Here is a 20,010-nt window from a genome sequence, read left to right as displayed (position 1 = left end):
GTAACTTGTAGCTGTCCGGAGGGCTCCCTATGAGCTATGTGATCGACCGACGTCTCAATGGCAAGAACAAGAGCACGGTGAACCGTCAGCGGTTTCTGCGGCGTTACCGTGACCACATCAAGAAGGCTGTCGAAGAGGCGGTCAGCCGGCGCTCCATTACCGACATGGAACACGGCGAGCAAATCAGCATCCCCGGCCGCGACATCGATGAGCCGGTGCTTCACCATGGTCGCGGTGGCAAACAGACGGTCGTGCACCCCGGCAACAAGGAATTCACCAGCGGCGAACACATTGCGCGCCCACCGGGAGGTGGCGGCGGTCGAGGCCCTGGCAAGGCCGGCAACTCGGGCGAAGGGATGGACGAGTTCGTCTTCCAGATCACCCAGGAGGAATTCCTCGAATTCATGTTCGAGGATCTTGAGCTACCGAACCTGGTCAAGCGCAACCTGACCGGCACCGACACGTTCAAAACCGTTCGCGCGGGCATCAGTAACGAGGGCAACCCATCGCGGATCAACATCATCCGCACCCTGCGCTCGGCTCATGCGCGACGAATTGCGCTGTCCGGCAGCAGCCGGGCGAAACTGCGCGAAGCGAAAGAGGAACTTCTGCGACTCAAGCAAGAAGAACCGGACAATTTCGGCGATATTCAGAAAATCGAAGCAGAAATTGAAAAACTCAGCGCGCGCATCCATCGCGTTCCCTTTCTCGACACCTTCGACCTCAAATACAACCTGCTGATCAAGCAGCCCAATCCCAGTTCGAAGGCCGTGATGTTTTGCCTGATGGACGTGTCTGGGTCCATGACTCAGGCGACCAAAGACATCGCCAAGCGCTTCTTCATCCTGCTGTACCTGTTCCTCAAGCGTAATTACGACAAGATTGACGTCGTATTCATCCGTCACCACACCAGCGCCCGCGAAGTGGACGAAGAAGAGTTTTTCTACTCCCGCGAAACCGGCGGGACCATCGTGTCCAGCGCCTTGAAACTGATGCAGGAGATCATGGCCGAGCGCTATCCGAGCAACGAGTGGAACATCTACGCCGCCCAAGCCTCCGACGGTGACAACTGGAACGACGACTCGCCGATTTGCCGCGACATCCTGATCAACCAGATCATGCCGTTCGTGCAGTACTACACTTACGTTGAGATCACCCCACGCGAACATCAGGCCCTGTGGTTCGAGTATGAGCGCATCGCCGAAGCGTTCTCCGACACTTTTGCCCAGCAACAACTGGTCTCGGCCGGGGATATCTATCCGGTCTTCCGTGAACTCTTCCAGCGCAGGTTAGTGACATGACCGCCAAAGAGCAAAAGCGCCAACCCATTTCCACCGGCTCGGAATGGACGTTCGAGCTGATCCAGGCCTACGACAAAGAAATCAGTCGCCTTGCGGCTCGCTATGCGCTCGACACTTACCCCAACCAGATCGAAGTGATCACCGCAGAACAGATGATGGATGCCTACGCCTCCGTCGGCATGCCTCTGGGCTATCACCACTGGTCCTACGGCAAACACTTCCTCAGCACTGAAAAATCCTACAGCCGCGGCCAGATGGGACTGGCCTACGAGATCGTGATCAACTCGGACCCGTGCATCGCCTACCTGATGGAAGAAAACACCATCTGCATGCAGGCACTGGTCGTTGCGCACGCCTGTTATGGGCACAACAGCTTTTTCAAGGGAAATTACCTGTTTCGCACCTGGACAGACGCCAGTTCGATCATCGATTACCTGGTGTTCGCCAAGCAATACATCATGCAATGCGAAGAGCGCCACGGCATCGACGCGGTCGAGGACCTGCTCGATTCCTGCCACGCCCTGATGAACTATGGCGTCGACCGCTACAAACGGCCTTATCCGATCTCCGCCGAAGAAGAACGTCGCCGGCAAAAGGACCGCGAAGAACATATGCAGAAACAGATCAATGATCTGTGGCGTACCATTCCCAAAGGCGCGGACAAATACAGCGACAAGGACAACGCACGCTTCCCCGCCGAACCTCAGGAAAACATCCTGTACTTCATCGAAAAACACGCACCACTGCTGGAGCCGTGGCAACGGGAAATCGTACGGATCGTGCGAAAAATCGCCCAGTACTTCTACCCACAGCGTCAGACTCAGGTGATGAACGAGGGCTGGGCCACGTTCTGGCACTACACCTTGATGAACGACCTGTACGACGAAGGCTTGGTCACCGATGGTTTCATGATGGAGTTCCTGACGTCCCATACCAGCGTAATCTATCAACCGGGCTTCGATAGCCCGTATTACAGCGGGATCAACCCCTATACCCTGGGATTCGCCATGTACCGCGATATCCGGCGCATGTGCGAAGAACCCACGGAAGAGGATTACCGCTGGTTCCCGGACATTGCCGGCACTGACTGGCTGGCAGCCATCAAGTTCGCCATGAGTAGCTTCAAGGACGAGAGTTTCATCCTGCAGTACCTGTCACCGAAGGTAATTCGCGATCTGAAACTGTTCAGCATTCTCGACGACGACCAGAAGGACGACCTGCTGGTCCCCGCCATCCATGATGAAGGTGGCTATCGAATCATCCGTGAAACACTGGCCGCTCAATACAACCTGGGCAACCGCGAACCCAACGTACAGATCTACAGCATCGACCGGCGCGGCGACCGCTCGCTGACCCTGCGTCACCAGCAACATGATCGCAAACCGCTGGGAGATTCCACTGAGGAAGTGCTCAAGCACTTGCACCGCCTCTGGGGCTTCGACATTCACCTCGAAACCTTGCAAGGCGATCAGGTGATGAAAACCCATCACGTTCCACCCAGAAACGAACATGGGGAGGGTGATTACGGCCGACTGGACTTGGCCGTCGTTCATCTTTGATCCAGTTTCGACCTCCGAAAGCCCGACGCAAAGGTTATCCTGTCGAGCTAACGGAGGTTTTTTATGCGTATTTATAAAGTCGGCGGTGCCGTTCGTGATCGCCTGCTGGGCAGACCCGTCACCGATATCGACTGGGTCGTGGTGGGCGCCACCACCGAAGACATGCTCGCCAAGGGCTTTCGCCCGGTAGGTGCGGATTTCCCGGTGTTTCTACACCCCAAAAGCGGAGAGGAATACGCCCTCGCCCGCACCGAACGCAAAAGCGGACGCGGCTACGGCGGCTTCACCTTTCACGCCAGCCCCGAAGTGACCCTCGAAGAAGACCTGATCCGTCGCGACCTGACCATCAACGCCATGGCCGAAGACGATCAACAAAACCTGACCGATCCATACCATGGCCAACGCGACCTGGAAGCCCGCCTGCTTCGCCACGTTTCCCCCGCGTTTGCCGAAGATCCACTCAGGGTTCTGCGCGTTGCGCGCTTCGCGGCCCGTTATGCCGCGCTTGGCTTCACCGTCGCTCCGGAGACGCTGGATCTGATGCGTCAACTCAGCGAATCAGGTGAACTGCAAGCGCTCACAGCGGAACGCATCTGGAAAGAAATCTCCCGCGCCCTGATGGAAGATCAGCCACAGGTGTTCATTGAAGTACTGCGGGCCTGCGGTGCGCTCAACGTGTTGATGCCTGAGGTTGACGCCTTGTTTGGCGTACCTCAACCGCAAGCCCATCATCCGGAAATCGATACGGGCGCGCATACCCTGAGCGCGCTGGAACAAGCCGCGCGCCACAAGCAACCACTCACCGTGCGCTGGGCGTGCCTGCTGCATGACTTGGGCAAAGGCCTGACGCCGAAGGAAGAATGGCCTCGACACATTGCCCACGAGTTCAAGGGACTGAAGCTGATCAAAGCGGTCAACGAACGCTTCAAGGCACCGAGGGACTGCCAGGAATTGGCGTTGCTGGTGGGCGAATATCACACCCACGGCCATCGTGCCCTGGAGCTGAAGCCATCGACGCTGTTGGAGTTGCTGCAAAGCTTCGACGTTTACCGTCGACCACAGCGGTTCGAGGAGTTCATCGCGGCATGCGAGATGGATGCACGCGGGCGCAAAGGACTGGAAGAGCGAAGTTACCCACAGGCGGATTACCTTCGCGGTGCGGCAACCGCCGCCCGTAGCGTGGCGGTGCAGCCATTGCTGGAGAAAGGGTTCAAAGGGCCAGAATTGGGCGAGGCGATCAAGCGCGAACGGCTAAAGGCCCTGAAAGCATACAAAGAGACTGCGTCGATTTGACCGCTGCCATCGCGGGAAAAGCCCGCGATGGCGCCTGTGAAGTCACAGCAAGCTCGAAGGCGTGAGCGGACTACCGCGCCACTCAAAAGCCACGGGAGCCAGCACCTGATCAATCTGTGATTCAGCCCACAACGTGGCGAAACTCTTGCCTACGCCCGGGTGAACTCGATCCGGCGCAATTAACGACAACGGCCACAGCACGAAGGCGTTTTTCAGAATCTCTGCTCGCGGCAACACCAAACCATCGAAGTTGCCCACCAGATCACCGAACAGCAACACATCGATGTCCAGCGGCAAACCCTTGCGGTCCGGCGCGTAGCGACCATTGTCCGCCTCAATGAATTTAAGCCGTCGATCCAGCTCAATCAGTGGCAGATCGGTAAAGGCCGACACCACAAAATTGAAAAACGGCCCGCTCTTGATCCCCACCGGCTGGCTTTCGAAAACCGCCGAGCAACGAATGTCCACCAGAAAACCCGCCAATGCTTCCAGGCCGGCCTGCAAATGGGCTTCACGCTCGATATTGCTACCGAGTCCGAGATACACCTGAGTCAGCGACATCCGCGCTCGATCTCCACACCCACACCACCGGTAGCGGCAGGGACTGCACCAGGCTTGGTCAGTTTCAGACGCATCCAGGTGATTTTGAATTCGCTCATCAGCACTTCAACCAGACGCTCGGCGAAGGTTTCCACCAACTGGAATTGCGCCTGCTCGGCAAAGGCCTGGATGCGCGACGAAACGCTCGCATAATCGAGCGCGAGGGTCAGGTCATCACCAGCGGCTGCCGGACGATTATCCCAGGCGAAACTCAGATCAAGACGCAAGCACTGTCGGATGCCTCGCTCCCAGTCGTAGGCACCGATGACGGTGTCGACTTCCAGGCCCTCGATAAACACTCTGTCCAAGCACTTTTCTCCGCTACACGACAAGGGCGCAATGCGCCGTTAGAATCAGGGCGTCCTCGCCCGGAATAGTTAGCATGTTTTGGTTATTGGCGATCCTCGCCTACCTGCTCGGCTCTCTGTCCTTCGCCATTTTGCTCAGCCGCCTGACCGGAAACCCCGATCCGCGAATGAGTGGCTCGGGCAATGCCGGCGCCACCAACATGTTGCGCCTGGCCGGCAAAAAACTCGCCGTCCTGACGTTGCTCGGCGACCTCTTCAAAGGCCTGCTGCCTGTGCTGATCGCCGGTTTTGCCGGACTTTCCCTGCATGATCAGGCCTGGATTGGCGTTTGCGCCGTCATCGGCCACCTGTTCCCGCTGTACTTTCGCTTTCGCGGTGGCAAGGGTGTCGCCACCGCTGCCGGCATGTTGCTGGGCCTGTACCCGCCTGCGGCCTTACTGGCGGTCTGTGCCTGGCTGCTGACGTTCTACCTGACCCGCACCAGCTCGTTGGCCGCCTTGATCGCCACCCCACTGACCCTGCCATTGCTGGCCTGGCAAGAGCCGGCGGCGCTGCTGCCCATGAGCGCGCTCACGGGGATGATCGTCTGGCGTCATCGCGGCAATCTACGCGACCTGTTTGCCGGGCGCGAACGGCATTTTTAAATGCCGCCCGGCAGCGCCACTCATCACAGCGCTGACAACTGCTCCATCGGCCAACGCGCCTGGACGCTGATCGCCAGGCTTTCCTGCTGACCGGCCTGCAAACGCTGACAACCGGCAAAAGCGATCATCGCACCGTTATCGGTACAGAACTGTGGACGGGCATAAAAAACATCGCCCTTCATGTCGCCGAGCATTTTTTCCAGGGACGTGCGCAACGCCTTGTTGGCGCTGACTCCGCCAGCGATCACCAGACGCTTCATGCCTGCCGCCTTCAGGGCACGCTTGCACTTGATGGTCAAAGTCTCCACCACGGCCTGCTGGAACGCCAGCGAGATGTCGCAACGGGCTTGCTCGCTGTCGTCCCCGGCGCTCACACACCGCTGCCAGGTGTTCAGGGCAAAGGTTTTCAGGCCACTGAAGCTGAAATCGAGGCCAGGTCGGTCACACATCGGACGCGGGAAGACGAAACGTCCTGCAAGCCCCTGCTCCGCCAGTCGAGCGATTTCCGGGCCGCCTGGATAGTTGAGGCCCATCATCTTCGCGGTCTTGTCGAACGCTTCGCCGGCGGCGTCATCCAGGGTTTCGCCCAAAAGCGTGTATTGACCGATCCCGTCGACTTGAACCAGTTGCGTATGACCACCTGAAACCAACAAAGCGACGAACGGAAATTCCGGCGGTTGCGACTCCAGCATCGGCGCCAGCAAATGACCTTCCATGTGATGTACACCAAGGGCCGGAATGCCCCAGGCGAAGGCCAGTGCCTGAGCACAGGAAGCGCCGACCAGCAGCGCGCCTACCAGGCCAGGACCGGCGGTGTAGGCGATCGCATCGATCTCGGTCGGCACGCAGTCGGCTTCGGCCAACACCTGACGAATCAAGGGCAGCATGCGTTTGACGTGGTCACGCGAGGCCAGCTCCGGCACCACGCCACCATAGGCACGATGCAGGTCGATCTGGCTGAACAGCGCATCGGCCAGCAGGCCACGCTCACTGTCATACAATGCGACACCGGTTTCGTCGCAGGAGGTTTCTAATCCCAGTACTAGCATGGGTTTGCGCCTTGTTTAGGCTGAATTCGAAGGCGCGCATAATAGTCGTCGCGTGATGCCCCGACCAGCGGTTTTCGATCAGAGGCTTTGCATTCCGTGCGATGAGGGGTTAACATCCGCAACCCTTAAAAACCGACGTCTTCAAGTGCTCTTTTGCCGCGAGGATGTTGACCCCGGTAATGAATGAAGGTAGCTCTGGATGCCAGCCGTCAAAGTAAAAGAGAACGAACCCTTCGACGTAGCTCTGCGTCGTTTCAAGCGCTCCTGCGAAAAAGCCGGTGTACTGGCTGAAGTTCGTAGCCGCGAATTTTACGAGAAGCCAACTTCTGAGCGTAAGCGCAAAGCAGCAGCCGCTGTTAAGCGTCACGCCAAGAAAGTTCAGCGCGAACAGCGCCGCGCCGTTCGTCTGTACTAATACACAGACGATCGTAGCAAGCTTCTGCCAAGCCCGGCTCTCCGCCGGGCTAATGGCATTTGCGTAAAACGCTTGATGCTTCACCGTCGAAGCCGCAGACGCGACTGAGACAAATCCGCTTCATCGCGTCAGACCTGGCTCTTTTGCCAGCGGTGCACGTCTTTTCTGACGAGCCTTTCAAGGCTACTGACGAGCACACCCACTGATTCCTCTCACGACGATCAGCCCAAGGCACCTCACGCGTGCAAATGATGAGCTATCCGAGGCCCATGACTGGCCGCAGCCGGATTCAGCGCAACACTTTCAAAAAGTCGAATACTGATTGGCATTAACGTCAGGGGATTTTCGGCAGATACATTTCCCGATAGCGATTACGCAGACGACACCGGTCGAGCCGCCCATCTTGTGCGCCTCAAACACTGACCTTCGTTCGACTACCCTTCGTTTCGGACCCAATCAGCGCAGATGACGAGAACGCCATGGCCGGGCTAATTCCCCAGAGCTTCATTGACGACCTTCTGAACCGCACCGACATCGTCGACGTGGTCAGCTCGCGCCTGCAAATGAAAAAAGCCGGCAAGAACTACACCGCCTGCTGCCCGTTCCACAAAGAGAAAACCCCATCGTTCAGCGTCAGCCCCGACAAGCAGTTCTATTACTGCTTCGGCTGCGGCGCCGGCGGCAATACCCTGGGCTTCATCATGGACCACGACAACCTGGATTTCGTCCAGGCTGTCGAAGATCTGGCCAAGGCGGCCGGCATGGAAGTTCCACGGGAAGAAAGCGGCCGCGCGCACAAGCCGCGCCAGCCGACCGATTCGCCGCTGTATCCACTGCTCACCGCAGCGGCCGACTTTTACCGTCAGGCCCTGAAAAGCCATCCATCGCGCAAAGCTGCGGTGGACTACCTGAAAGGTCGTGGCCTGACCGGCGAAATCGCCCGCGACTTCGGCCTCGGCTTCGCACCGCCTGGCTGGGACAACCTGTTCAAGCACTTGAGCAGCGATACCCTGCAGCAGAAAGCCATGATCGATGCCGGTCTGTTGATCGAGAACGCCGAAACCGGCAAACGCTATGATCGCTTCCGCGACCGCGTGATGTTCCCGATCCGCGACAGTCGCGGGCGTGTCATTGCCTTCGGCGGCCGGGTACTGGGCGACGACAAACCGAAATACCTGAACTCGCCGGAAACCCCGGTATTCCATAAAGGCCAGGAACTCTACGGCCTGTATGAAGCCCGCAAGAACAACCGCAACCTCGACGAAATCATTGTCGTCGAAGGCTACATGGACGTCATCGCCCTCGCCCAGCAAGGCCTGCGCAATGCTGTCGCCACCCTGGGTACCGCGACCAGCGAAGAACACCTCAAGCGACTGTTCCGTGTCGTGCCCAGCGTGCTGTTTTGCTTCGACGGCGACCAGGCGGGTCGCAACGCCGCGTGGCGCGCACTGGAAGCCACCCTGCCAAGCCTGCAGGATGGGCGACGGGCCCGCTTCCTGTTCCTGCCTGAAGGCGAAGACCCGGATACCCTGGTGCGCTCCGAAGGCACGGATGCCTTCCGCGCACGGATCAACCAGCACGCCCAGCCATTGGCAGATTATTTCTTTCAACAGCTGACGGAAGAATCGGACCCGCGCTCCCTCGAAGGCAAGGCCCACATGGCCACCCTCGCAGCGCCGCTGATCGACAAGGTGCCGGGAGCCAACCTGCGTATTCTGATGCGCCAGCGCCTGACCGAAATCACCGGCCTGAGCAGCGAAACGGTCAGCCAACTGGCGCAAAGCGCGCCACACGAGGCGCCGCCCGCCTATGACCCTGGCATCGATTACGACGCGATGCCTGATTACAGCGACTATCATCAGCCGCAATCGCAAGAAATGTATGTGCCGCAACAGGAATGGACACCGAAGAAGCCCGGTGCCGGCGGCAAGAAATGGGACAAAAAACCCTGGGACAAGAACGGCAAGCGTGGCGGCGATCGCGATCAACAGAGTGCCCCGCGCAAACCCATTGCCGTCGAAGCACCTACACTCATTGCGTTGCGTACGCTCATTCATCATCCGCAACTGGCTGGCAAAGTCGAAACCGCCAACCACTTCGCCAATGAAAGCAGCACTTATGGGCAATTGCTGGTAGCCCTCATCGAGGCTGTGCAAAAAAACCCTAAGCTAAACTCTATTCAGTTAATGGCTCGCTGGCACGGCACTGAACAGGGACGCTTGCTGAAGGCCTTGGCCGAAAAGGAATGGCTGATTGACGGCGACAACCTTGAACAACAGTTTTTAGACACCATTACTAGGTTATCAGCGGGTCAACACACCGATAGCCTGGAAGAACTCATCAGAAAAGCGAAGCAGCCAGGATTGACTGCCGAGGAAGCAAATCAGATCGCAAATCAGATGCGCGACCTATTAAAACGCAATATGGCTGTACCAAACCCGACCTCAACTGGCGCGTGAGGTCATAGCTCAGGTATAATCCTCGGCTTGTTTTTTGCCCGCCAAGACCTTCAGTGGATAGGGTGTTATGTCCGGAAAAGCGCAACAGCAGTCTCGTATCAAAGAGTTGATCACACTTGGTCGTGAGCAGGGCTACCTGACTTACGCGGAGGTCAACGACCACCTGCCGGAGGATATTTCAGATCCGGAACAGGTGGAAGACATCATCCGCATGATCAACGACATGGGGATCAACGTATTCGAGGTTGCGCCAGATAAGGATTCCCTTATGCTGGCCGACGCCGATACCGACGAAGCCGCGGCCGAAGAGGCAGCAGCAGCGCTGGCAGCGGTCGAGACCGACATTGGTCGCACTACCGACCCGGTGCGCATGTACATGCGCGAAATGGGTACTGTAGAGCTCCTCACACGTGAAGGCGAAATCGAAATCGCCAAACGTATTGAAGAGGGCATCCGTGAAGTGATGGGCGCAATCGCGCACTTCCCTGGCACGGTTGACCATATTCTCTCCGAGTACACCCGCGTCACCTCCGAAGGTGGTCGCCTGTCCGACGTCCTGAGCGGTTATATCGACCCGGACGACGGCATTGCGCCGCCTGCTGCCGAAGTGCCACCACCGATCGATCCGAAAGCCGTGAAAGCGGACGACGATTCCGACGATGATGACGCCGAAGCTTCGGACGACGAGGAAGAAGCCGAAAGCGGTCCGGATCCGATCATCGCTGCACAGCGCTTTGGCGCTGTGGCCGATCAGATGGAAATCACCCGCAAGGCCCTGAAAAAGCACGGGCGCCACAACAAGGCGGCGATTGCCGAACTGTTGGCCCTGGCCGACCTGTTCATGCCGATCAAACTGGTGCCGAAGCAATTCGAAGGCCTGGTCGAGCGTGTACGCAGTGCTCTGGATCGCCTGCGTCAGCAAGAGCGCGCAATCATGCAACTCTGCGTTCGTGATGCGCGCATGCCGCGCGCCGATTTCCTGCGCCAGTTCCCGGGCAACGAAGTCGACGAAAGCTGGTCCGACGCGCTGGCCAAAGGCAAAAGCAAATACGCTGAAGCCATTGGTCGCCTGCAGCCGGACATCATTCGCTGCCAGCAAAAGCTGACCGCGCTGGAAACCGAAACCGGTTTGACGATCGCCGAGATCAAGGACATCAACCGTCGCATGTCGATCGGTGAGGCCAAGGCCCGCCGCGCGAAGAAAGAGATGGTTGAAGCGAACTTGCGTCTGGTGATCTCCATCGCCAAGAAGTACACCAACCGTGGCCTGCAATTCCTCGACCTGATCCAGGAAGGCAACATCGGCTTGATGAAAGCGGTAGACAAGTTTGAATACCGCCGCGGCTACAAATTCTCGACTTATGCCACCTGGTGGATCCGTCAGGCGATCACTCGCTCGATCGCCGACCAGGCCCGCACCATCCGTATTCCGGTGCACATGATCGAGACGATCAACAAGCTCAACCGCATTTCCCGTCAGATGCTGCAGGAAATGGGTCGTGAACCGACCCCGGAAGAGCTGGGCGAACGCATGGAGATGCCTGAGGACAAGATCCGCAAGGTATTGAAGATCGCTAAAGAGCCGATCTCCATGGAAACCCCGATCGGTGATGACGAAGACTCCCATCTGGGTGACTTCATCGAAGACTCGACCATGCAGTCGCCAATCGATGTTGCCACCGTTGAGAGCCTTAAAGAAGCGACTCGCGAAGTACTCTCCGGCCTCACTGCACGTGAAGCCAAGGTTCTGCGCATGCGCTTCGGTATCGATATGAATACCGACCACACCCTTGAGGAGGTTGGTAAACAGTTCGACGTGACCCGTGAACGGATTCGTCAGATCGAAGCCAAGGCGTTGCGCAAGCTGCGCCACCCGACGAGAAGCGAGCATCTGCGCTCCTTCCTCGACGAGTGATCACAGAACCCCCGGCCCAGGCCGGGGGTTTTGCTTTCTACAGATTAAATCCCCCGCGCTACCCCTCCCGCCGATTTGCCCGTCTACACTCGAAGCATTCCCCCGAGCCATAACGAGACCGTTATGCCCAGACTGCCGACCGTGTTTTTTTTGCTGTCGCTGATGACCTGGACCGCAACGGCTGGCGCGCTGACTCTGACCGACGAAGAACGTAGCTGGCTTGCGGCCCACCCGGACCTGCGCCTGGGTGTCGATGCATCATGGCCGCCCTTTGAGTTTCGCGACGAACAGGGCCGCTATCAGGGCCTTGCGGCAGACTACATCGACCTGATCCGCCGGCGCCTGGCGGTTGAACTGACGCCTATCGAGCCGGTCAGCTGGACCGTCGTGCTGGAGCAAGCCAAACAAGGCAAGCTGGATCTCTTGCCAGGCATCATGTCGACCCCGGAACGCCAGAGCTACCTGTCATTCACCCGCCCCTACCTGGATTTCCCGATTGTCATCCTGGCCCATGTCGGAGGGCCCCAGCCACGTAAAATCGAGGACTTGTACGGGCTGAAAATTGCCGTGGTGGAAAACTACGCGCCCCACGAATTGTTACGCACCCACAACCCCGATTTGAATCTGGTGGCGATGCCCAACGTCAGCTCGGCCTTGCAGGCGCTGGCCACCGACGAAGTGGACGCCGTGGTCGGCGACCTTGCCTCCAGCGTCTGGAGTCTGCGCCAGCTCAAGCTGGACGGCCTCTACGTCAGCGGCGAAACCCCCTATCGCTATCAATTGGCCATGGGCGTGCCCCGCAACAACAAAATGCTGGTCGGCATTCTGGATAAAGTTCTGGCGGACATGAGCCCGGCCGAAATCAGTTCCATTCAGGAACATTGGGTAGGCAACGTCCTCGATCATCGGACTTTCTGGTCCGATCTGCTGATCTACGGCCTGCCGGGTTTACTGCTGTTGATGGTCGTGCTGGCCGTAGTGATCCGGATCAACCGCCGACTGAGCTCGGAGATCGCCCGCCGCGTCGATCTGGAACAGGAACTGCGCAGCAGTGAATACCACTACCGCGGGCTGGTGGAGAGCCTGTCGGCCATCGCCTGGGAAGCGCGGATGAGCGACTTCACCTACAGCTATGTGTCGCCCCACGCCGAGGCCTTGCTCGGCTATCCGCTGTCCCATTGGCTGATTCCGGGCTTCTGGCGCAACATCATTCACCCCGCCGACCTGACCCGCGCGCAGAACTTCTGTGATCACGAAGTGCTGGCCGGACGCGACCACAGCCTCGATTACCGGGTCATCACCGCCGATGGGCGCTGCCTGTGGGTGCGCGATATCGTCAGCCTGATCGAACATGGCCACGAACCGGTGATGCGCGGGTTGATGATCGACATCAGCGAAGCCAAGCGCACCGAAGAAGCCCTGCGCCTGTCGGAGCAGAAGTTTGCCTCGGTGTTCCAGCAATGCCCGGACATCCTGGTGATCGCACGCCTTTCCGACGGCTGCCTGCTGGAGGTCAACGAAGCGTTCGAAGAACAGATCGGCCTGCGGGCCGAGGACGTCATCGGCCAGACCGCCACCAACCTCAATATCTGGGGCATACCCGGCGTCGGCCCGGGATTGTTGCAGCGCTTGCAGGCCGGCAGCATCCGCAACCTGGAGATGCCCTTTCGTCGCAGCAATGGCCAGGTGTTTACCGGCCTGATCTCCGCCGAGCCCTTTGACCTCGATACGACCCCGGCGCTGGTGGTGGTCGTACGTGATATCACCCAGCTCAAGGAAACCCAGCAACAACTGCAAACCTCCGAAGAGAAATTCGCCAAGGCGTTCCACGCCTCGCCGGACGGCTTGTTGCTGTCCCGGCAAAGCGACGGCCTGCTGATCGAGGTCAACGAGGGCTTCAGCCGCATTACCGGGTTCAACAGCGCGATGTCGGTGGACCGTTCGGCGCTGGATCTGGGGATCTGGGTCAACCTCAACGAGCGCAAGCAGATGCTCGACCTGCTGCACCGCGACGGCTTTGTCCGCGACTTCAGTTGCCATATTCGCCGCAGCGACGGCCAGATCCGCCTCTGCGAAGTGTCCAGCCGTCCGCTGCCGATTGGTGACGAAGACTGCATGCTGACCATCGCCCGGGACATCACCGAGCGCCACCTGATGCAGGAAAAACTGCAACAAGCGGCGACGGTATTCGAGAGCACTGCCGAAGGCGTACTGATCACCGATACCCAGCAGCACATCAGCGCCGTCAACCGCGCGTTTACCGAAATCACCGGTTACAGCGAAAGCGAAGCCCTGGGCCATACCCCGCGCCTGCTCGCTTCCGGCCTGCATGACAGCGCGTTCTACGCCGCCATGTGGCATCAATTGACTGCCGAAGGTCACTGGCAAGGCGAGATTTCCAACCGGCGCAAAAATGGCGAGCTCTACCCGAGCTGGCTGACCATCAGCGCCGTGCGCAACCGGGACAGGTTCATCACCCATTTCGTGGCCGTGTTCGCTGACATCTCCAGCCTCAAACACGCCCAGGCCAGACTCGATTACCAGGCCCACCACGACCCGCTCACCGGCCTGCCCAACCGCACGCTATTCGAAAGCCGCCTGCTGACCGCCCTCAATACCCAGAAGGAGAACGGCGGCCAGGGCGCGGTGCTGTTCCTGGATCTGGACCGTTTCAAACACATCAACGACAGCCTCGGTCACCCGGTCGGCGACCTACTGCTCAAAGGCATTGCCGTGCGGCTCAAAGAGCAGCTGCGCGACATCGACACCGTGGCGCGCCTGGGCGGCGACGAGTTCATCATCCTGTTACCCGGCCTGCAGCAAGCCAGCGACGCCGACAACATCGCGACCAAACTGCTTAACTGCTTCACCGCTCCGTTTCAGGCCGGCGAGCATGAGTTTTTCATCAGCTCCAGTATCGGCACCAGCCTTTATCCACAGGACGGCGGCGACGTCGCCACGCTGATCAAGAACGCCGACGCGGCGATGTACCGCTCCAAAGCCAAGGGCCGCAACCGGGTCGAAAGCTACACCCGCGACCTCACCGCGCAGGCCAGTGAGCGAGTGGCACTGGAACATGAACTGCGTCGCGCCATCGAGCGCAACGAGCTGCAGCTCTACTACCAACCGAAAATCAGCCTCGACGACTATCGCCTGGTGGGCGCCGAAGCGCTGATTCGCTGGCGCCATCCGACCTTCGGCGACGTACCGCCGGAGCACTTCATCTCCCTGGCCGAAGAGAACGGCATGATCCTGCAGATCGGCGATTGGGTGCTCGAAACCGCCTGCCGGCAAATGCGCGAATGGAACCTGACCTACGACGGCCTCGGCCCGCTGTCCGTCAACCTGGCGGGCGCTCAGTTGCGCCAACCCAACCTGCTCGGCCGCATCGAACAACTGCTCAAGGACAACCACCTCAAACCGGGTTTCCTGCAACTGGAAATCACCGAAAACTTCATCATGAGCCAGGCCGAGGAAGCGCTGGCGGTGCTGCACCAACTCAAGCATCTGGGCGTGCAACTGGCGATCGACGACTTCGGAACAGGCTACTCGTCACTGAGCTACCTCAAGCGCCTGCCGCTGGACATACTCAAAATCGATCAATCCTTCGTTCGCGGCCTGCCCGATGACCCGCACGACGCCGCTATCGTGCGCGCCATCATCGCCCTCGGCCGCAGCATGCAATTCACCGTGATTGCCGAAGGCGTGGAGACTCACGCGCAGCAGCAATTCCTGGCCGACGAAGGCTGCGAGCAGATCCAGGGCTACATCGTCAGCCTGCCCCTGCCCCCCGACGAATTTGCCGCGACGTTTCTTCGTTCAACTGTTTCAGACTTTTCGGATAGCACAGCCGCGAAACCGTCGCTATAATCCGCGGCCTACTGAGGGCCTATAGCTCAGTTGGTTAGAGCAGAGGACTCATAATCCTTTGGTCCACGGTTCAAGTCCGTGTGGGCCCACCAAATTCTCCATCAGCATCAAGGGTTTACCTGCGATGTCGCAACAACCGAAAGCGTGCAAGGTACGGGAAAAGGTACGTCCTCCCGTTCGACGAGCTAGGCCCATCCGGGCCTCGGGAGTTATGCCATGCACGCCACTTTCGTCAAAATCCAGCGCCAGTCCGGGGTACGCTACAAGGCTGTAATCCGCGACGGCGACAAACTGATCAGTACCAAAACCTTCCCTCGTAAAACTGATGCCACGATATGGGCCAATGCCCTGCTGCGTGACAGTCAACGCCTTGAAGCCCTGGGTAATCCCAAAGCCAAGATCACCCTCGCCAAACTGGTTGAGCTTTATATGGAAGCTTGGACGGGTCGCGATATCTCGCGCAAAGGTCGCGTCCAGGCCCTGGCTGATGCGCATGGCACGGTACGTCTGCTCGACATCACCGAAAGCCTGATCAAGGCGGACCTCAAGTCTTATGCCAAGGGTCGCGCACCTGCCACTGTGAATCGGCGCAAAGCGGCTTGGTCAGCGCTGTTCAAGTTCGCCATCGACGAAGAATACGTCAACGTTAACCCGGCAAAAGGCATCACCAGCAAGGCAGAAAATAACCAGCGGATTCGATTCCTCGACGACGATGAGCGCAAGGCACTGCTCGCTGCCTGCGATAAATCCGAATGGCCACTGCTGAAGCTGTTGGTCACGCTGGCAATGACCACTGGCGCACGCCTGGGAGAATTGCAGTCATTGCGTTGGGAAGGGATCGACCTGAAGAAACGCACTGCCACGCTCGCTATCACGAAGAACGGAGACCCTCGCGTTCTGGTGTTCCCGGCGCCTGCGATTACCGCGCTGATGTTGCACAGGAAGTCGAAGGGGCTGGTGTTCGGTCGCAGCGATGGCGAGAAACCGCTGTGCTTTCGCAAGCACTGGAACGCGGCGCTGAAGGAAGCTGGTCTAGTCGCTTTCAGGTTTCACGACCTGAGGCATGATGCAGCCACCAGCCTGATCAACGCCGACACCGACCTCTATACCGTGGGCCAGATTCTCGGCCATCGCAGCCAGCAATCGACGGCACGCTACGCGCACCTCAGCATCAAGACCAAGCAAGCCGCCGCCGATAAAGCGATGGCTGAGGTCTTCGGGAGGATAAAAGAATGATCGACCTTCGCGAACGGGCCGAGTGGTGGGGTATAAAACCTGAGCCGTTGATCGAAGCGCTGGCAGCCGCACAACGGGTGAGGCGCTACCGGGAGGGGCAGAAGCCGCTGATCGCCAGTGCCGAGCCTGCCGACGCCAACCGTCGTCTCAGGCAAGCGCACAAGGCGATTGCTGCGCTGCCCTTGCGGGCCAGGGCACACCTGCACTGGGGGCTAGCCGAACGCATCGCCTACGGTCGCGGGCTCGATCCTGAGCAGGTTCGGCAGCTGATGCAGGACACCAATCTGGTGGAACTCATCCTCGACTCCTTGAGCGAGCCTATCGAACCGGAAGAACCAGACTGGGAACTTCAGGGGCTGGTGCAAGCCTGGGAGCGTGCAGGCGGCGAGGTCGAGATTGACGACAGGTATGATCTGGACCTGATCGAGTTCCTGACCCTCGCCTACCAGCACCTGGGCGAAACCCTGACGCCCGACGCGATGCGTCTTCGTCTGGATCGCGTTCGACGCGACACCCTCGATTCCTAGGGGTGAGCGTCGGGTCAGAAATTCCCCGCGAATACTATTGAGACTCCAGCAAAATGGAGTCTCACACCATGACTACCCCTACCATCATTTCCCGCAAGCAATTACTGGTCGAAGTGCCGGGCCTGAAGCCAGAAACTCTCGGCTATCTCTTGCGCAATCGTGAAGCCAACGGCTTGGCCGAGTATGGCGCCGTGTTGCGTCCCGGTAAGGAATTTTTGTTCGACCTTGAAGCATTCATCGCCTTCTTGCGTAGTAAGAAGGCATAACCCACGACTGCTACACCGCAACACGGGGGTTATGTATGAACGCGCAACTTGCACCTGATATTTTCCAAGGGCTGTCAGCTCTTCCCATCTGGATGCCGCACGCCAACAAAACACCAAATAACGGTTTTGGCAGGCTGTCTAAAAGCGTACCCGAACACTGGATGACGCGGGCCGAGGCGCAACAGCTGGTCGCTCAATACCAGGATAACGAGATCCTCGATAACCGGCTGACCGGTGTCGGCATGGTTGTCGTTAACAGCACTGTGATCGATGGCCAGCGCCTGATCATCATTGACGCGGATGGGATCGTCGGTGCTTACACGGGGGTGTACGAGGAAAAGGTTCTCGATCCTGTCGGCGCTGCCGACGCACTCCCGGCATTCGCCCTGATGAACCAGATCCCCACCTATTGGGAAGCGTCACCCTCCGGCACCGGGTTACATGCCTATGCACTGGTGCCTGACGAATGGGCGGCCAAGTATGCCAACGCGGGCCACATAGCATTCCCTGGTTGCCACCACGTCGAGATCTACACGGGTGACGCGCCACAGTACGCCACGGTGACCGGCGTAGCCGTCAATGGGTTGCCTATCAGCAAACTCGATGACGCCGCGCTGACGCTGCTGGCAGGGTTGTTGAAGCAAGCCGAAGGAGCCAAGGCCAGCGCGGTCAACTTCAATTTCGGCAATGGCACTGCCTTCGAGTTGGAATCCCTGAGCTGTTTCAATCCCAAGCACCGCCAGTTGCTCAAAGGTGAGATACCGAAAGGCCAACGCAGCGAAGTCGTGCACAGTCTGTTGGGTGCGCTCATCGACGCCCCAGCGCGTTATGCCATGGAGGATATCAAGGCTTCCGCCTTGGCCAATGCTGCCTTGCTGGACTACTTCAGCAAGCATCCCGACGCAGCAAAATTTGCCAGCGAGGAAATAACCAGAGCCTACAAGGAAAGCACTAGGGGACGGCTTGAGGAGCTTGGCAGTGGATCGAGGAAAACTCATATGGACAATCCGAAAAAACCCGCTGGGGTTGAACCGCTGGAAGCCAAGCACCTGATCACCGATCAAGCCAACGCGGTGCGTCTACAGAAGGCGGTTGGCGGAAGTGTCATCCATGCGGCGGGTAAGTGGCGGGTGTGGGACGGCACGCACTGGAGAGAGGATGAACCCGCCGCGTTTCGGATGGCATGCACCCTATCCAGCATGATCGGTGCCGAAGCCACAGATTGGGAAAACAAGCCCTACGCCAGCGACGAAGAAAAGACGAAAAACCAAGAGATTGCCAAGGCCTTGCGCAAGTGGGGCGCAAAATCCGAAATGCTGGATCGCCTGAACGCGGCCTTCAACCTGTTGCGCCGGCTGGTGTCGGTGCCCGCCGATAGTCTCGACCGCGACCCTTTCGCGCTCAATGTGGCGAATGGCACTGTCGACCTGCGCACCGGCGAATTGCGCACACACAATAAGGATGACTTGATTACCCGCTGCATCTCTATCACCTATGACCCGAAAGCGCGGGCGCCACTGTTTGAAAAAACCCTGGCTGAAATTACCGGCGAGGTGGGCATTGTGCGTAAGCCGCTTGCCGAGTTCCTGCAACGGTGGTTTGGCTATAACGCTAACGGCGTGACCAGCGAGCAGAAATTCGCTGTACATCATGGTGACGGCGCCAACGGCAAATCGCTGCTGCTGGACATGATCAGCAATGCACTCGGCCCTTATGCGGGCACGGCTGCGCCAAACCTGTTGATGGTCGGCGGGCAAAACCGTCATCCAGCGGAAGTTGCCGACCTGTTCGGTATGCGCATGGTGGCCGCGCACGAATCCGGGGAAGGTTGTGCGCTCAATGAAGACCGGATCAAGCACGCGACCGGTAGCGACAAGCTGAAGGCGCGTCATATGCGCCAGGACTTCTTTGAGTTTTCACCAACCCATACCCTCAACTTGTTGACCAACCATAAACCACAGATCCGTGGCCAGGACACGGGCATCTGGCGCCGGGTCATGCTGATTCCATACGGAGTGACGTTTGGCACCGCTATCGAAGTGGATCAGGGGCTTGCCCATCACTTGCGCGATGACCGTCTAGGTGAGGCGTTGAAGGCGGAAGTCACCGGCATTCTGACCTGGATAGTGCGCGGTGCGGTGACGTGGTTCCAGACCGGGCTCAGGCCCCCTGATGTTGTGTTGATCGCGAGCGCCGAGTATCGCAGCGAGCAGGATCGCGTCGGCCAGTTCCTCAGTGAACAAGGGACGAACTACACCAGGGAGTGGGAACCCTGTGACCCAATGTTCAAGGACTATCAGAACTGGTGCAGGGAAAGTGGTTATTTCCCACTGGGAAAAACCAATTTCATCGCGGCAGTCGAAAAAAGACCCGGCATCAGGAAAGAAAAAAGGTGGATCGACTTCTACGGTACGAAAAAGCAATACCGGTGCTTTTCAGGGCTGAAAACCGCCGTTGAAAGCGAAAATGTGACTTTGTGACTAAATAACAGCTTTTTATATATCACCTCCACGAGAACTCAATCTCTAAGGGGTAATACAAAAAATGCCGAAACTTTGTCACAAAGTC

At 58.6% G+C, this 20,010-nt stretch carries 15 protein-coding genes and 1 tRNA gene; 13 read left to right on the top strand and 3 right to left on the bottom strand.

Going from position 1 to position 20,010, the window contains the following annotated elements; genetic code table 11:
* Window positions 1-29 precede the first annotated feature (29 nt).
* The 3 genes from AC1Q6D_RS02725 to AC1Q6D_RS02715 all read left to right on the top strand — a co-directional run bounded on the left by AC1Q6D_RS02725 (window position 30) and on the right by AC1Q6D_RS02715 (window position 4,153).
* Entirely contained in the window at window positions 30-1,301 is a 1,272-nt protein-coding gene (locus AC1Q6D_RS02725) for a YeaH/YhbH family protein (RefSeq protein WP_007947798.1), read from the top strand.
* Entirely contained in the window at window positions 1,298-2,860 is a 1,563-nt protein-coding gene (locus tag AC1Q6D_RS02720) for a SpoVR family protein (RefSeq protein WP_047534154.1), read from the top strand. Before AC1Q6D_RS02725 ends, AC1Q6D_RS02720 begins: the two co-directional genes overlap by 4 nt.
* Before the next feature lie 63 nt (window positions 2,861-2,923).
* On the top strand, window positions 2,924-4,153 hold the full coding sequence (locus AC1Q6D_RS02715; RefSeq protein ID WP_103404097.1) for a multifunctional CCA addition/repair protein: 1,230 nt from the start codon (window positions 2,924-2,926) through the stop codon (window positions 4,151-4,153).
* Window positions 4,154-4,195: 42 nt separating this feature from the next.
* On the opposite strand, the gene folK is transcribed toward AC1Q6D_RS02715, so the two are convergent.
* Window positions 4,196-4,714, bottom strand: a complete 519-nt coding sequence (folK, locus tag AC1Q6D_RS02710) for a 2-amino-4-hydroxy-6-hydroxymethyldihydropteridine diphosphokinase (RefSeq protein ID WP_103404098.1) — start codon at window positions 4,712-4,714, stop codon at window positions 4,196-4,198.
* A complete protein-coding gene (folB, locus tag AC1Q6D_RS02705; RefSeq protein WP_008051601.1) occupies window positions 4,705-5,061 on the bottom strand; it encodes a dihydroneopterin aldolase in 357 nt (118 codons plus the stop codon). The genes folK and folB overlap by 10 nt, the downstream gene beginning before the upstream one ends.
* A 74-nt stretch (window positions 5,062-5,135) precedes the next feature.
* Here folB and plsY point away from each other — a divergent pair, with 74 nt between their 5' ends.
* A complete protein-coding gene (plsY, locus tag AC1Q6D_RS02700) occupies window positions 5,136-5,705 on the top strand; it encodes a glycerol-3-phosphate 1-O-acyltransferase PlsY (RefSeq protein WP_103404099.1) in 570 nt (189 codons plus the stop codon).
* Window positions 5,706-5,728: 23 nt separating this feature from the next.
* Here the strand turns inward: plsY and tsaD are convergent, their stop codons facing one another.
* Window positions 5,729-6,754 carry a tRNA (adenosine(37)-N6)-threonylcarbamoyltransferase complex transferase subunit TsaD gene (gene tsaD, locus AC1Q6D_RS02695; RefSeq protein ID WP_103404100.1) on the bottom strand — a complete coding sequence of 342 codons (1,026 nt, stop codon included), beginning with the start codon at window positions 6,752-6,754 and terminating at the stop codon, window positions 5,729-5,731.
* Window positions 6,755-6,953: 199 nt separating this feature from the next.
* Between tsaD and rpsU the strand changes: the two genes are divergently transcribed.
* From rpsU to AC1Q6D_RS02650, 9 genes are all read left to right on the top strand, one after another.
* On the top strand, window positions 6,954-7,169 hold the full coding sequence (gene rpsU / locus AC1Q6D_RS02690; protein WP_002551877.1) for a 30S ribosomal protein S21: 216 nt from the start codon (window positions 6,954-6,956) through the stop codon (window positions 7,167-7,169).
* Window positions 7,170-7,648: 479 nt separating this feature from the next.
* Window positions 7,649-9,628 carry a DNA primase gene (gene dnaG, locus AC1Q6D_RS02685; RefSeq protein WP_103404101.1) on the top strand — a complete coding sequence of 660 codons (1,980 nt, stop codon included), beginning with the start codon at window positions 7,649-7,651 and terminating at the stop codon, window positions 9,626-9,628.
* Between the two features lie 67 nt (window positions 9,629-9,695).
* Window positions 9,696-11,543 (top strand): RNA polymerase sigma factor RpoD, encoded by a 1,848-nt coding sequence (gene rpoD / locus AC1Q6D_RS02680; protein WP_047534175.1) that lies wholly within the window; start codon window positions 9,696-9,698, stop codon window positions 11,541-11,543.
* A gap of 123 nt (window positions 11,544-11,666) precedes the next feature.
* Window positions 11,667-15,413, top strand: coding sequence for a bifunctional diguanylate cyclase/phosphodiesterase (locus AC1Q6D_RS02675; RefSeq protein WP_103404102.1), 3,747 nt, complete (start codon window positions 11,667-11,669; stop codon window positions 15,411-15,413).
* Window positions 15,414-15,428: 15 nt separating this feature from the next.
* Window positions 15,429-15,505, top strand: a tRNA-Ile gene (locus AC1Q6D_RS02670).
* A 124-nt stretch (window positions 15,506-15,629) separates the two neighbouring features.
* Entirely contained in the window at window positions 15,630-16,649 is a 1,020-nt protein-coding gene (locus AC1Q6D_RS02665) for a tyrosine-type recombinase/integrase (protein ID WP_103404103.1), read from the top strand.
* Window positions 16,646-17,176, top strand: coding sequence for a hypothetical protein (locus tag AC1Q6D_RS02660; protein ID WP_103404104.1), 531 nt, complete (start codon window positions 16,646-16,648; stop codon window positions 17,174-17,176). Before AC1Q6D_RS02665 ends, AC1Q6D_RS02660 begins: the two co-directional genes overlap by 4 nt.
* A gap of 68 nt (window positions 17,177-17,244) precedes the next feature.
* Window positions 17,245-17,442: a hypothetical protein gene (locus AC1Q6D_RS02655; RefSeq protein WP_103404105.1), complete on the top strand. Its 198-nt coding sequence runs from the start codon at window positions 17,245-17,247 to the stop codon at window positions 17,440-17,442.
* A 35-nt stretch (window positions 17,443-17,477) separates the two neighbouring features.
* The gene (locus AC1Q6D_RS02650; RefSeq protein ID WP_103404106.1) at window positions 17,478-19,922 is read left to right on the top strand and encodes a phage/plasmid primase, P4 family; all 2,445 of its coding nucleotides are present in this window, start codon (window positions 17,478-17,480) and stop codon (window positions 19,920-19,922) included.
* The last annotated feature ends 88 nt before the right edge of the window (window positions 19,923-20,010 follow it).

Source organism: Pseudomonas sp. MT92 (assembly GCF_058792515.1).
Note: the sequence above shows the minus strand (reverse complement) of the source record. Positions and strands in the feature narration are given on the sequence as shown.

Excerpts from the sequence above, each read along its gene's own strand:
- AC1Q6D_RS02675 (WP_103404102.1), top strand. The coding sequence starts at position 11,667 with ATGCCCAGACTGCCGACCGTGTTTTTTTTGCTGTCGCTGATGACCTGG.
- AC1Q6D_RS02660 (WP_103404104.1), top strand. The coding sequence starts at position 16,646 with ATGATCGACCTTCGCGAACGGGCCGAGTGGTGGGGTATAAAACCTGAG.
- AC1Q6D_RS02655 (WP_103404105.1), top strand. The coding sequence starts at position 17,245 with ATGACTACCCCTACCATCATTTCCCGCAAGCAATTACTGGTCGAAGTG.
- AC1Q6D_RS02725 (WP_007947798.1), top strand. The coding sequence starts at position 30 with ATGAGCTATGTGATCGACCGACGTCTCAATGGCAAGAACAAGAGCACG.
- dnaG (WP_103404101.1), top strand. The coding sequence starts at position 7,649 with ATGGCCGGGCTAATTCCCCAGAGCTTCATTGACGACCTTCTGAACCGC.
- AC1Q6D_RS02720 (WP_047534154.1), top strand. The coding sequence starts at position 1,298 with ATGACCGCCAAAGAGCAAAAGCGCCAACCCATTTCCACCGGCTCGGAA.
- tsaD (WP_103404100.1), bottom strand. The coding sequence starts at position 6,754 with ATGCTAGTACTGGGATTAGAAACCTCCTGCGACGAAACCGGTGTCGCA.
- rpoD (WP_047534175.1), top strand. The coding sequence starts at position 9,696 with ATGTCCGGAAAAGCGCAACAGCAGTCTCGTATCAAAGAGTTGATCACA.
- AC1Q6D_RS02650 (WP_103404106.1), top strand. The coding sequence starts at position 17,478 with ATGAACGCGCAACTTGCACCTGATATTTTCCAAGGGCTGTCAGCTCTT.
- folK (WP_103404098.1), bottom strand. The coding sequence starts at position 4,714 with ATGTCGCTGACTCAGGTGTATCTCGGACTCGGTAGCAATATCGAGCGT.
- AC1Q6D_RS02715 (WP_103404097.1), top strand. The coding sequence starts at position 2,924 with ATGCGTATTTATAAAGTCGGCGGTGCCGTTCGTGATCGCCTGCTGGGC.
- AC1Q6D_RS02665 (WP_103404103.1), top strand. The coding sequence starts at position 15,630 with ATGCACGCCACTTTCGTCAAAATCCAGCGCCAGTCCGGGGTACGCTAC.
- plsY (WP_103404099.1), top strand. The coding sequence starts at position 5,136 with ATGTTTTGGTTATTGGCGATCCTCGCCTACCTGCTCGGCTCTCTGTCC.
- rpsU (WP_002551877.1), top strand. The coding sequence starts at position 6,954 with ATGCCAGCCGTCAAAGTAAAAGAGAACGAACCCTTCGACGTAGCTCTG.